The following is a 12995-nucleotide window of genomic DNA, read 5'->3' as shown; positions in this document are numbered from 1 at the left end:
CGCGCCCGAGCGGGCCAGTTGTCCGCTGCCGGGCCGCCGACGCGACCACCGACGCATTTACCTCGCGGCCCCGCCGCCATCAAAGAACATGAACCGACCCCTCGCCTCCGTCACCCCGCCCGACCGCAGCCGACTCCTGAACACGCTGGACAACACGCACTCCTGGGACGTCATCGTCATCGGCGGCGGGGCGACCGGCCTGGGCACCGCGGTCGATGCCGCCTCGCGCGGCTACCGCACGCTGCTGATCGAAGGCGCCGACTTTGCCAAGGGCACGTCCAGCAAGGCGACCAAGCTGGTGCACGGCGGCGTGCGCTATCTGGCGCAAGGCAATGTCAGCCTGGTGCGCGAGGCCCTGCACGAACGCGGCCTGCTCAACCGCAACGCGCCGCACCTGGTGTGGCCCCTGGGCTTCGTGGTGCCTGCCTACAGCATGCTGGACCAGCCTTTCTACGGCATCGGCCTGAAGATGTACGACATGCTGGCCGGCAAGCTGAACCTGTCGCCCAGCCGCTGGCTGTCGCGCCGCGAGACGCTGGCCAATGCGCCCACGCTGGCCGAAAGCGTGAATGGCCGCAGCCTGAAGGGCGGCGTGCTGTACTACGACGGCCAGTTTGACGACGCGCGCCTGGCGGTGAGCCTGATGCGCACCCTCTTCGACCTGGGCGGCACGGCCGTGAACTACGTGCGCGCCACCGGCCTGACCACCACGAGCGGCAAGGTGGACGGCGTGACCGCGCAGGACGTGATCGGCGGCTCGACCTTCACGCTGCGCGCGCGCTGCGTCGTCAACGCCACCGGCGTCTGGGTGGATGCCGTGCGCCGCATGGAAGACAAGAACGCGCAAAGCATGGTCGCGCCCAGCCAGGGTGTGCACCTGACGCTGCCGCAGGATTTCCTGCCCGGCAAGCGCGCCGTCCTGATTCCCAAGACCGACGACGGCCGCGTGCTGTTCGTGGTGCCGTGGAACGGCCACACCATCGTGGGCACGACCGACACGCCGCGCCAGGACCTGCCGCTGGACCCCGACGCCGGCGAACAGGACGTGGACTTCATCCTGAACACCGCGGCGCGCTATCTGAGCCGCAAGCCCACGCGCGCCGACGTCACCAGCGTCTGGGCCGGGCTGCGTCCGCTGGTCAAGGCCACCGGGGAAGCATCCACCAAGAAGCTGTCGCGCGAACACACCATCCTGGTGTCCAAGGCCGGGCTGGTCACGGTGACCGGCGGCAAGTGGACCACCTACCGCCGCATGGCGCAGGACGTGGTGGACACCGCGATCCAGCACCAGTTGCTGACGCAGGCCTCGTGCCGCACCGAATCGCTGCCGCTGCACGGCGCCAGCGGCCTGGCCCCCTCGCAGGAACACGCCGGCACGCCGGACAGCTATTACGGCAGCGACCTGCCGACGCTGCAGGCCCTGCCCGGCGCGCAGCGCTTGCTGGTCAAGGCCAGCGGGCTTTCGGAAGCGCACGTCCGTTTCGCGGCGCGATTCGAACTGGCGCGCAGCGCCGAAGACGTGCTGGCGCGCCGCAATCGCGCGCTGTTCCTGGATGCCGAGGCCGCGATGCTGGCCGCCCCCGAAGTCGCGCGCATCCTGGCCGAGGAACTGGGCCACGACGCGGCCTGGCAGCAGCGCACGCTGCAGGACCTGGCCGCCGTCGCGGCGCACTATCGGTTGAAGTAGACGGGTTGAAGTAGACGCCGCTACGGCACGCGCAGCCGGCTTTCCCCGATCATCGATTCGAACACGCGAAGCAGGTCGGGATCGCATTTGGATCCGCGCTCCTGGTTCAGGATGCGCATGATCTGCGCATGGGTGCGCGCCGGATGGTAGGGCCGCGCGTCGCCCAGCGCGTCGTAGGAATCGGCCACCGAAATGATGCGCGCGTGCAGCGGAATGGCATGCCCGGCCAGTCCGTCCGGGTAGCCGGAGCCGTCGAAGTGCTCATGGTGGTGCCGCACCGCCAGCGCAATGGCCTCGCGCTGCGGCATGGCGGTCTGCATGATGAGGGCGGCGCCCGCCGCGGCGTGCCCCTTCATGATTTCCCAATCTTCGTTTTCCAGGCGGTGCGGGTGATGCAGCACGCGATCGGGCGTGCCGATCTTGCCCACGTCGTGCAGCCGCGCGGCCGGGGCGATCACCTCCAGTTCCGCCTCGGGCAGCCCACAGGCCCGGGCCAGCGCAACGCTCAGCGCAACGACTCTGTTGCAATGCCGGCCGGTGGCCGGGTCACGCGCCTGCATCGCGGCGAACAGCACCGCTTCGTAGGATCCTGCTGGGTTTTCGGGAACGTCGGAAGGCATGGGAAAGCGTGCGCGCCGCCACACCGGGGCGACGCGCAAATATCGAAAAGCCGCGATTCTGACACAAGGCGTGGCGGTTCTCGGCCGCCCGGCGCGCCGCGGGCGGCCGGGCCCGCACGCGGTTCGGCTTCAGGCCGGCGCCGCCAGGTCCTTCAGGCGTTTGAGCAGCGCCTCGGCCACGCCCACCGAGGACGCGGGATTCTGGCCCGTGATGAGCAGCCCGTCGCAAACCACGTGCGGCTGCCAATCCGGCCCGCTGCTGTACTGGCCGCCCAGCTTTTTCAGTTCGTCCTCGACCAGGAACGGCACCACGTCGGTCAGTTCCACAGCGGCTTCCTCCGCGTTGGAAAAGCCCGTGACCTGCCTGCCCTGCACCAGCGGCTTGCCGTCCGCGGTCTTGGCATGGCGCAGCACGCCCGGCGCATGGCACACGGCCGACACCGGCTTGCCCGCCGCCAGCATGGTCTCGATCAGCGCGACCGATTTGACGTCTTCCGCCAGGTCCCACAGCGGACCGTGGCCGCCCGGATAGAACACCGCGTCGAAATCCGACGCCTGCATCTCGGACAGCCGGTGCGTGGACGCCAGCAGGCGCTGCGCCTGCTCGTCCTGGCGAAAGCGGCGCGTATCGTCGGTCTGGGCGTCGGGGTCGTCGCTCTTGGGGTCCAGGGGGGGCTGGCCACCCAGCGGCGAGGCCAGCGTGACCTTGGCGCCCGCGTCCACGAAGGCGTAATACGGCGCCGCGAACTCCTCCAGCCAGAAGCCGGTCTTGCGCCCCGTATTGCCCAGCGTGTCGTGGGAAGTCAGCACGATCAATATGTTCATGTTGCGCTCCATTCGTCAGGACCGACCCGCACGATGCGTTTGCCGGCATTTTCGCCCTTGAGCAGCCCGATCAGCCCGCGCGGGGCGTTTTCCAGGCCGTCGACCACGTCTTCACGATACTTGATGCGGCCTTGCTTGATGAGGTCCTGCATCGCGTCGCGGAATTCGCCGTAGCGGTGCGCGTATTCGTTGAAGATGATGAAGCCCTGCATCCGCAGGCGCTTGGTCAGGATGGTGCGCATCAGGAGCGCCAGGCGGTCCGGGCCCTCGGGCTGGCTGGTGGCGTTATAGGCCGAGATCAGCCCGCAGACCGGGATGCGGGCGCGCGGGTTCAGCAGCGGCAGCACCGCGTCGAAGACAGCGCCGCCCACGTTCTCGAAGTACACGTCGATGCCTTGCGGCACGGCTTTGGCCAGGCGCCCGGGCAGGTCGGGCTGCCGGTGGTCCAGGCAGTCGTCAAAGCCCAGTTCCTCGACCACGTACCGGCACTTGTCCGGTCCGCCCGCAATGCCCACGACCTTGCAGCCATGGATCTTGGCGATTTGGCCCACCACCGCGCCCACCGCGCCGCTGGCCGCCGCCACGACGACGGTCTCGCCGGCCTTGGGCTCGCCGATGTCCAGCAGGCCCATGTAGCCCGTGAAGCCGGGCATGCCCAGCACGCCCAGCGACCAGGACGGGTGCTCCGGGTTGGGGCCCAGGCGCAGCAGCCCGGCGCCGTCGGACACGGCATAGTCCTGCCAGCCCGATTGCGCCAGCACCCATTCGCCCACCTGGAACTGCGGATGATTCGAGGCCTGCACGCGCGTGACCGTGCCGCCCACCATCACCTCGCCGATCCGGACCGGCTCGGCGTAGGACGGCGCATCGCTCATGCGGCCGCGCATGTAGGGATCGAGCGACAGGTAGACCGTGCGCAGCAGCACCTGGCCCGGGCCGGGCTGCGGCACCTCGCCCGTTTCGAGACGGAAGTCGGTGTCGGCGGGTTCGCCTTGCGGACGCGCGGCCAGCACGATCCGGCGATTGGTGGAAGAGGATTGCGGCATGACGTGCGGTCTCCTTGTAGAGGCCGGCTGGCGCGGTGATGGCGTGCGGCCGGCGGGACGGGGAACCGGTCCATTACACCATCCACGCCCCGTCCCCCGGGCTTGAAACCCTGATGATCGCGCCCCTTTTAATTAATTAATTCTTTAATTAGAATCTGCCGCATGTCTTCCGCTCCCTCCGCTCCCGCCCGCCGCCCCGGCCGCCCGCCGCGCCCGGACAACGCCGCCGCCCGCGCCAACCTGCTGGACCTGGCGACGCAACTGTTCGCCGCCCAGGGCGTCGCCGCGACCACCATCGCCAGCATCGCCCAGCGGGCCGGCGTCACGCCGGCGATGCTGCATTACTACTTCAAGAGCCGCGACCAGCTGATCGACGCCGTGGTCCTGGAACGGATCGTGCCGGTGATCGGATTCGTGTGGGCGCCCGTGCCGCTGGACGTGTCCGCTGCCGACGCGCCGCAGGACCCGGCCGCGGCGGCGCGGCACTACATCACCGAGATCGTGAGCCGCGTGGTCCAGAGCGCCACCGACAAGCCCTGGCTGCCGTCCCTGTGGATGCACGAGGTCGTCAACGAAGGCGGCCAGTTGCGCGACCGCGTGCTGCGCCACCTGCCTTCGGACCGGCTGCAGGCCTTTGCCGGCCTGATCGCCGACTGCCAGCGCCGCGGCGCAATCACGCCGGGCGTCGAACCGCGGCTGGTGTTTCTTTCCATCCTGGGCCTGACCCTGCTGCCGCTGGCCACATCCACGCTGTGGCGCCGGATCTGGCAGGACGACCCGGTGGCGCAGTCCATCGACAACGAGGCGATCGCGGCCCACGCCATCGCCATGCTGACGGGCGGCCTATTCACGCCGCCCGGCCTTTCCCCGGCCCCGCCTTCAGGACGCTGACCATGCGCACCCGCCTCCCCCTGCCCGCCGCCCTGGCCCTGCTGTCCCTGTCCGGCTGCGGCAACCATGAACCGGCCTTCTACCAGGGTTACGTAGAGGGCGATTACGTGTATGTGGCCTCGTCCGAGGCCGGCCGCCTGGACTCCCTGGCGGTGCGGCGCGGCCAGCTCGTGGACACGGCCCAGCCCCTGTACACGCTGGACGCCACGCGCGAGGCCGCGGCGCGCGATCAGGCGCGTGCGGAACTGGCGGCGGCGCGCGCGCAACTGGAGGACATCGCCACCGGCAAGCGGCCGCCGGAGGTCGACGTCAGCCTGGCGCAACTGGCGCAGGCGCAAGCCGCCAGCCGGCGGTCCGCCGCGCAACTGCAGCGCGACATCGCGCAGTTCCGCATCGGCGGCATCGCGCGCTCGCAACTGGACGACAGCCGCGAACAGGCGCAGTCGGACGCCGCCCGCGTGCGCGAGCTGCAGGCGCAGGTCGAAGTCAACCGCCTGCCCGGCCGCGACGAGGCGCGGCGCGCGCAGGCGTCGCAGGTCCAGGCCGCCGACGCGGCGCTGGCGCAGGCCGAATGGACGGTGGCCCAGAAGCAGCTCGCGGCCCCCGCGGCCGGCCGCGTGTTCGACACGATGTACCGCGTGGGCGAATGGGTGCCCGCCGGCAGCCCGGTCGTCAGCCTGCTGCCGCCGGGCAACGTCAAGGTGCGCTTCTTCGTGCCGGAGACGGTCGTGGGATCGCTCAAGATCGGCCAGGAGGCCACGCTGCGCTGCGACGGATGCGGCGACCCGATACCCGTGCGCATCGACTACGTCTCGGACCAGGCGGAATACACGCCGCCGGTGATCTACAGCCGCGAAAGCCGCAGCAAGCTGGTCTACATGGTCGAGGCCCGCCCCGCGCCGGACGCGGCGGCGCGGCTGCATCCCGGCCAGCCCGTGGAGGCGACCCTGCCATGAGCGCAACCGACGCCGGCGGCTACGTCATCGACGTCCACGGCCTGAACAAGCACTTCGGCAGCAAGCACGTCGTGAACGACGTGACGCTGCAGGTGCGCAAGGGCGAGATCTTCGGCTTTCTGGGCCCCAACGGCAGCGGCAAGACGACCTGCATCCGCCTCATGTGCGGCCTGCTCACGCCGGATTCGGGCAGCGGCACCTGCCTGGGCTACGACATCCTGCGCGACAGCGCGCAGATCAAGCGCAACGTGGGCTACATGACGCAGAAGTTCTCGTACTGGGAGGACCTGACCATCCGCGAGAACCTGGACTTCGTGGCGCGCATGTACGGCATGGCCCAGCGCAAGGAGGCCGTGGACCGCGCCCTGCAGGACCTCGGCCTGCAAAGCCGCGCCGGGCAACTGACCGGATCGCTGTCGGGCGGATGGAAGCAGCGGCTGGCGCTGGCCGCCTGCCTGCTGCACCAGCCCAGGCTGCTGCTGCTGGACGAGCCCACGGCCGGGGTGGACCCCACGGCGCGGCGCGACTTCTGGGAACAGCTCCACGAGCTGGCCGCGCGCGGCATCTCGGTGCTGGTCAGCACCCACTACATGGACGAGGCCGAACGCTGCCACAAGCTGGCCTACATTTCCTACGGCAAGCTGCTGACCCAGGGCACCGCCGATGAGGTCATCGCCGAACAGGGCCTGACCACCTGGGCGATCCACGGGCACAACCTGGTGCCGCTGGGCCAGCAACTGCGCGGCGCGCCGGGCGTGGACCAGACGGTGGCCTTCGGCTCGGCGCTGCACGTCAGCGGCCGGGATGCGGCATTGCTGGAGCGCACGCTGCGCGCCGCCATCGACGGCCAGGACCTGCGCCTGGAACGCATCGACACCAGCCTGGAGGACGTCTTCATTTACCTGATGAACCGGTCCACCGACAACTTTGCGAGCGCCCCATGAGCCTGCGCCTGAACGGATTTTCCTGGTCGCGCTGGTGGAGCATGGTGCTCAAGGAGTTCCTGCAGCTGCGCCGCGACCGCATCACTTTCGGCATGATCGTGGGACTGCCCATCATGCAACTGGCGCTCTTTGGCTACGCCATCAACACCGATCCGCGGCAGATGCCCACCGCCGTCATCGCGTCGGACCACAGCCCCTTCACGCGCAGTTTCATCGCGGCGATGCGCTCGTCGGACTACTTTCACATCGTCGAGGAACTGGACAACGAAGAGGCGGGACGCGCCGCGCTGGCTCAGGGGCGCGTGCTGTTCGTCGTGACGATTCCGCCGGATTTCACCCGCAGCCTGTTGCGCGGCGAGCGCCCGGCCCTGCTGATCGAGGCTGACGCCACCGACCCCATGGCGACCGGCATGGCGCTGGGCGCGGCCACGCAGTTGACCCAGGCCGTCGCGCAAAAGGACCTGACCGGACCGCTCGCCAGCCTGGCGGGCGGCCAGCCGCCTTTCGACGTGCGCATCCACCAGCTCTACAACGAAGAGCAGATCTCGCAATACAACACCGTGCCGGGCCTGATGGGCGTGATCCTGACGATGACGCTCGTGATGATGACCGGGCTGGCCATGACCCGCGAGCGCGAACGGGGTACCATGGAAAACCTGCTGGCGATGCCAGTGCGGCCGATCGAGGTGATGACCGGCAAGATCGTGCCCTATATCGCCATCGGCCTGATCCAGGCCAGCATCATCCTGGCGGCCGCGCATTTCGTGTTTCACGTGCCCATCATGGGCAGCCTGCTGTCGGTCTACCTGGCCGCGCTGCTGTTCGTGGCGGCCAACCTGACGGTGGGCATCACCCTGTCGTCGCTGGCGCAGAACCAGCTTCAGGCCATGCAGCTCACCATGTTCTATTTCCTGCCCAACATGCTGCTGTCGGGATTCATGTTCCCGTTCCAGGGCATGCCGATGTGGGCGCAGCACCTGGGCAACCTGCTGCCGCTGACGTATTTCAACCGGCTGATCCGCGGCATCCTGCTCAAAGGCAACGGCTGGTGGGACCTGTGGCCGAACATCTGGCCGCTGATGGTCTTTACCGTCATCGTCATGACCGCCGCCGTGAAGTTCTACCGCCGCACCCTGGATTGATGCCCATGCGCCGCCCCGCCCGCCTGTCCGCTCCCCGCCCCCTCGCCACGCTCGCGCTGAGCGCGCTGTTGTCCGCCTGCGCGGTCGGCCCCGACTTTCCGCAGCCTGCCGCGCCGGACGTGGCGTCCTACACCCCGCAGGGACAGGATGCGTTGCCCGCGGGCGACCAGCGCCTGCAGCCGGGCGCGGACATTCCCGCGCAGTGGTGGCAGCTATTCCGATCGGAGGAACTGGACCGGCTGGTGCGCCAGGCGCTCGCCGCCAGTCCCACGCTGGATGAAGCGCGCGCGCGGCTGCGCCAGGCGCGCGAGGACCTGTCCGCCGAGACCGGCGGCCGCACGCTGCCCTCGGTGGACGGCAATTTGTCGGTAGCCCGGAAAAAGGTGGATCCGGCGGCCTACGGCGTGCCGGTGGCCGAGCCGCCCCCGCCTTTCACGCTCTACAACGCCTCCATCGACGTGTCCTACACGCTGGACGTGTTCGGCGCCAACCAGCGCGTGCTGGAGGGCCTGGCCGCGCAGATGGACTACCAGGCGCACGAACTGCAGGCCGCGCGCATGTCGCTGGCGGCCAACGTCGTGACCGCCGCGATCCGCCAGGCGGACCTGGCCGAGCGGCTGGCGGCCACGGACGCGCTGCTGGCGGCGCAGGTCAGCCAGCAGGAAATCATGCAAAAGCGCCTGGACGCGGGCGGCATCGCGCTGGCCGACCTGCGCAACCAGGAACTGCTGGTCGCCCAGACCCGGGCCACCGTGCCGCCGCTGCAATACCAGTTGGCGCAGGTCACCCATCAACTGGCCACCTACCTGGGCGTGGCGCCCGCCGCCCTGCAGTCGCCGCCCCTGCGCCTGGCGGACCTGACGCTGCCGCCGGACGTTCCCACGGGCGTGCCCTCCGCCCTGACGCGCCAGCGGCCCGACATCCTCGCCGCCGAGGCCCTGTGGCACAAGGCGTCGGCGGACGTGGGCGTGGCCACGGCCAACCTGTATCCGCAGTTCACCCTGACCGCCAGTTTCGGGTCGCAGCGCACGGGCGCGAACGAGCTGTCCGATGGCGTGAACGTGTGGAATCTGGGGCTTGGACTGGTCCAGCCGCTTTTTCATGGCGGCGAGCTGCGCGCGCGCAAGCGCTCGGCCGAGGCGGCCTATGACGCGGCCGCCGCGTCCTACCGGCAGACGGTGCTAGACGGATTCCGCCAGGTGGCCGACGCGCTGCGCGCCGTGCAGACGGACAGCGAGGCCTTCGCGGCCTATGACGACGCCTGGCGCCGTGCCGACGAGGCCGGCCGCATCGCGGCGGGACGTTTCCAGGCGGGCGGCATCAGCCATCTGAGCCTGCTGGACAGCCAGCGCCAGGTGTTACAGACGCAAATTTCGCGCATCCAGGCCGATGCGGCGCGCTACACCGACACGGCCGCGTTGTTACAAGCGCTGGGCGGCGGCTGGTGGAATGAGGTCTCCGGCGACGCTCCCTGACGCCGCGAAAGGCTTATCTCCCGGCCATGGCCGAGAATTCGGGTAGGAAAGTGTCGTTGTGCGCGGTTTGGGAAACCGTTGTAACCGATGCATCATGCAAGCGCTCAAGCTGCATGATGTTCACAACGATTCATGAATGACCTATTAGACCTGATCGTCTTCGCTCCCGACGCCAGCCAGCGCGTGCGCCGCAGCGACGAACTGGCCGAAATGGGGTTCTCGCCGCGTCCTTGCGAAGACTCCAACGGACTGTTCCGCCTGTTCCAGGCCCGCCGCACCCCGCTGCTCGTGATGCAAGCCGAATTTACCGATCTTTGCATGGCCGTCGCAGGTCTGCGCGCCATGGACACCACCGCCGGCATCGTCGCCGTTTCCGCCTTCGACACCCCTGAGAACCGCATTCTCGGCCTGCACTGCGGCGCCGACGCCTGCTTTTCGCCCGAGGTGGCCACCGCCGAGATCGCGGCCGCCCTGCAGGCGCTGGTGCGCCGCGTGCCCACCGCCGCCAGCCGCCGCGCCCCCGAGGCCGACGCGCGGCCTGCGGCGCCCTCGGCGCCCGCCGTGCTCACCGGCAAGTGGCAATTCCTGGATGCCGCCTGGACCCTGGTCAGCCCGCAGGGCACGCGCCTGGCGCTGACCCAGGCCGAGCGGGAGTTCCTGCTGAAACTGACCGGATCGCCCGACAAGCGCATGCCGCGCGGCGACCCTCCCGGCCTGGACCCGCATTCGGGCCGCGAATCGATGCGCCGCACGGACGTCGTCGTCAGCCGCCTGCGGCGCAAGGCGCAGGATGTCAACGTCGAGCTGCCGATACGCACGGTCTGGGGCTGGGGCTACGCCTTCACCGGGGAAATCTAGCGCCGCGCGGGCGTATGATTCCGCGTACGAGGCCGACTCCCGGCCCGCCCCATTCCCGTCGCCCCCATGGAAGTCTTTGAACGCCTGCAAGCCCTGCTTACCCAGCACCAGGCCCGCTATCGCCTGCTTGAACACGCCTCGGCGGGTCGGTCCGTCGAAGTCGCCGCCGTGCGCGGCACCGAAGTCAGCCAGGGCGCCAAGGCGCTGGTCTGCCGGGTGAAGATCTCGTCCAATCTGCGCAAGAACGTGCTCGCGGTGTTTCCGGCCGACAAGCAGGCCGATCTGGACGCGATCGCGCGCGCCGCGGGCGGCAAGAAAGCCTCGCTCGCGTCGCGCGACCTCGCGCGCGAGCTCACCGGCTGCGAGATCGGCGCCATCCCGCCCTTCAGCTTCAATCCGGACCTGTGCTTGCTGGTGGATCCCAGCCTGCGCGAGCGGCACGAGGAAATCGTCTTCAACGCCGGACGCCTGGACGCGTCCATCCTCCTGAACACCGAAGACTACTTCCGCCTGGCGGCGCCCGACGAGGCGCCGCTGACCAAGGCCTGAGCACCGTCCCATGAGGCCGCCTTGTCCCGCCGCCCATCGATAAGCCACCCGCACGCGTCCAACATGCGCTGGCTGATGAGCCTGGCGCACCTGGAGCCTTCGCCGCTCAACCCCTGGGTGATGCTGCGCGCCGCCCTGGCCATCGGACTGCCGACGGCCGCGGGGCTGGTCCTGGACCAGGGGCCGGCGGCCGCGCTGGTGGCGCTGGGCGCGCTGCCCGCCATCACGGGCGACAACGGCGGCCCCTACCGCAACCGCGCGCTGTCCATCGGCGCCACGGTGTTCGGCGGCGCGCTGGGCTATCTGCTGGGAAGCCTGATGGCTGGCCACGGGCTCTGGACCGCCGCCGGCATGATGCTGCTGGTCCTGGCGGCCAGTTTGGTCGGCACGTTCAACACCATCGCGGCCGTCGCCACCCTGCAATTCGCCACCTATGTGATCGTCGGTTCCAGCCTGGCCTCGACCCTGCCGCCATGGCTGCCGCCCGCGCTGGTGGGCGTGGGCGGGCTGTTCGGCCTGGCGCTCACGCTGTCCGGCTGGGTCGTCAATCCCATCGCGCCGGAGCGGGCCGCGGTGGCGCAGGCCTACCGCAAGCTGGCCGCGATGTTCGCGGCCACCGGCACCTCGCGCGTCATGGCCGCGCGCCGCGAGATGGAAGGCGCCATGGCCACCGCCTATGACACCGTCCTGGCCGCGCGGGGCCGGTCGGCGGGCCCGTCGCCGCGGCTGGCGCGCCTGGTCGCGCAACTGCAGGCCTGCACGCCGCTCACCAACGCCGCGCTGGCGCTGGCGCGCGCCGGGCGCGTGCTGCCGGCCGAATGCGCCCGGGTCATGAACCATCTGGCCGACCGCGTCGAAAATGACGCCGAGCCGGACGCGCGCGACGACATCGCCGCGCTGCGCCGCGCCGGCATGCCGCAGCTTGCGGACGCGCTGGAGCAGGCGCAGCCGCTGCTGAACGGCACGCGGGCCACGCCAGCCGATGACTGCGCCGACCTGCCGCCCGCGCCCGCGCGCACGCCCTGGCGCGTGCTGGTCCGGACCTACCGCCCCGGGCCGACCACCGTGCGGTATCTGGTGCGTCTGGGGCTCTGCCTGCTTGCCGCCGAGGCGGTCGCCCTGGCCACCGCCTTGCCCCGGTCCTACTGGGTGCCGCTGATCGTCGTGGTGGTGTTCAAGCCCAATTTCGGGTCGGTCTTTGCCCGCGCGCTGCAAAGCTGCGCGGGCAGCGTGGTGGGCGTCGCGATCAGCGCCACCGTGCTGGCGCTGGACCGCGGCGGCGTCGCGAGCCTGCTCACGGTCGCCGGGCTGGCGGCGCTGCTGCCCTGGTCGATACGGCGCAACTACGGGCTGTTCTCGGCGATATTGGTGCCCATCCTCATGCTGCTGATCGGCGCGCTGCAACCCGGAAGCTGGTCCATCGCGCTGGCGCGGCTGGTCGACGTGGGGGTCGCGTCGGCCATCGTGCTGCTGGTGGGCTACCTGCCCTGGATTCGCATCGAACGCAGCAACCTGGACCATGCCGTGTCCGCCGCCACCTCGACGCTGGCCGCCTACCTGAACACCGTGTTCCAGGCCGATCCCGGCAGTCGGCACGACCTGCGCGCGCGCGCCTACGCGCGGCTGTCCGACCTGCGCATCGCGCTGCAGCGCGGACTGTCCGAACCGCGGCTCGTCAGCCGCCGCGCCCTGGCCTGGTGGCCGGTGGAAGTGGCGCTGGAACGCGTGGCCAACGCCATCTCCGACACCGTGTGGTCGCTGCCCGCCGGCCAGCCCGCGCCCCCTGCCGCGCAGGTCGCCCAACTGGCCGCCGCCCTGGACCGCATTGCCGCCGCCGTCAACCAGGGCCAGCCCGTGCCCCCGGACGCCATCGAGGCGCCGTCGCCCCTGCTGCGGGACGTCGCCGCCGAAATCGAATCGTTGCGCGCCACCCTGGCCGGCCCCGACTTCACTGCGGCGCCCGGGCGTCCCGCCTCCCCTTCCCCTCTTCATCAGGTCTGAA

The 12995-nt window shown here is 70.1% G+C and carries 12 protein-coding genes; 9 read left to right on the top strand and 3 right to left on the bottom strand.

Features of this window, described 5'->3' with window-relative positions; genetic code table 11:
- Nucleotides 1–88 precede the first annotated feature (88 nt).
- Nucleotides 89–1687 carry a glycerol-3-phosphate dehydrogenase/oxidase gene (locus tag BMW75_RS00600; protein ID WP_092575460.1) on the top strand — a complete coding sequence of 533 codons (1599 nt, stop codon included), beginning with the start codon at nt 89–91 and terminating at the stop codon, nt 1685–1687.
- Between the two features lie 20 nt (nt 1688–1707).
- On the opposite strand, the gene BMW75_RS00595 is transcribed toward BMW75_RS00600, so the two are convergent.
- The 3 genes from BMW75_RS00595 to BMW75_RS00585 form a co-directional block, all read right to left on the bottom strand.
- Complete coding sequence (locus tag BMW75_RS00595; protein ID WP_092575457.1) at nt 1708–2307, bottom strand: HD-GYP domain-containing protein; 600 nt, start codon at nt 2305–2307, stop codon at nt 1708–1710.
- 129 nt (nt 2308–2436) lie between these two features.
- Nucleotides 2437–3132: a type 1 glutamine amidotransferase domain-containing protein gene (locus BMW75_RS00590; protein ID WP_092575454.1), complete on the bottom strand. Its 696-nt coding sequence runs from the start codon at nt 3130–3132 to the stop codon at nt 2437–2439.
- Nucleotides 3129–4178, bottom strand: coding sequence for an NADP-dependent oxidoreductase (locus BMW75_RS00585; RefSeq protein ID WP_092575451.1), 1050 nt, complete (start codon nt 4176–4178; stop codon nt 3129–3131). The genes BMW75_RS00590 and BMW75_RS00585 overlap by 4 nt, the downstream gene beginning before the upstream one ends.
- A gap of 162 nt (nt 4179–4340) precedes the next feature.
- Between BMW75_RS00585 and BMW75_RS00580 the strand changes: the two genes are divergently transcribed.
- The 8 genes from BMW75_RS00580 (at nt 4341) to BMW75_RS00545 (ending at nt 12994) form a co-directional block, all read left to right on the top strand.
- Nucleotides 4341–5069: a TetR/AcrR family transcriptional regulator gene (locus BMW75_RS00580; protein ID WP_092575447.1), complete on the top strand. Its 729-nt coding sequence runs from the start codon at nt 4341–4343 to the stop codon at nt 5067–5069.
- A 2-nt stretch (nt 5070–5071) separates the two neighbouring features.
- Nucleotides 5072–6025 carry an HlyD family secretion protein gene (locus BMW75_RS00575; RefSeq protein WP_092575443.1) on the top strand — a complete coding sequence of 318 codons (954 nt, stop codon included), beginning with the start codon at nt 5072–5074 and terminating at the stop codon, nt 6023–6025.
- Nucleotides 6022–6969: an ABC transporter ATP-binding protein gene (locus BMW75_RS00570; protein WP_092575439.1), complete on the top strand. Its 948-nt coding sequence runs from the start codon at nt 6022–6024 to the stop codon at nt 6967–6969. Before BMW75_RS00575 ends, BMW75_RS00570 begins: the two co-directional genes overlap by 4 nt.
- The gene (locus BMW75_RS00565) at nt 6966–8111 is read left to right on the top strand and encodes an ABC transporter permease (RefSeq protein WP_092575436.1); all 1146 of its coding nucleotides are present in this window, start codon (nt 6966–6968) and stop codon (nt 8109–8111) included. Before BMW75_RS00570 ends, BMW75_RS00565 begins: the two co-directional genes overlap by 4 nt.
- Nucleotides 8112–8116: 5 nt before the next feature.
- Nucleotides 8117–9586, top strand: coding sequence for an efflux transporter outer membrane subunit (locus tag BMW75_RS00560; protein ID WP_092576235.1), 1470 nt, complete (start codon nt 8117–8119; stop codon nt 9584–9586).
- Between the two features lie 132 nt (nt 9587–9718).
- The gene (locus tag BMW75_RS00555) at nt 9719–10444 is read left to right on the top strand and encodes a response regulator transcription factor (protein ID WP_092575434.1); all 726 of its coding nucleotides are present in this window, start codon (nt 9719–9721) and stop codon (nt 10442–10444) included.
- A gap of 66 nt (nt 10445–10510) precedes the next feature.
- Nucleotides 10511–10993 carry a YbaK/prolyl-tRNA synthetase associated domain-containing protein gene (locus BMW75_RS00550; protein WP_092575431.1) on the top strand — a complete coding sequence of 161 codons (483 nt, stop codon included), beginning with the start codon at nt 10511–10513 and terminating at the stop codon, nt 10991–10993.
- Nucleotides 10994–11056: 63 nt separating this feature from the next.
- A complete protein-coding gene (locus BMW75_RS00545; RefSeq protein WP_092575428.1) occupies nt 11057–12994 on the top strand; it encodes an FUSC family protein in 1938 nt (645 codons plus the stop codon).
- Nucleotide 12995 lies beyond the last annotated feature (1 nt).

The organism is Achromobacter sp. NFACC18-2 (assembly GCF_900108985.1).
Classification (GTDB): Bacteria; Pseudomonadota; Gammaproteobacteria; order Burkholderiales; family Burkholderiaceae_B; genus Achromobacter.
This window is presented reverse-complemented; position numbering and strand designations above follow the sequence as displayed.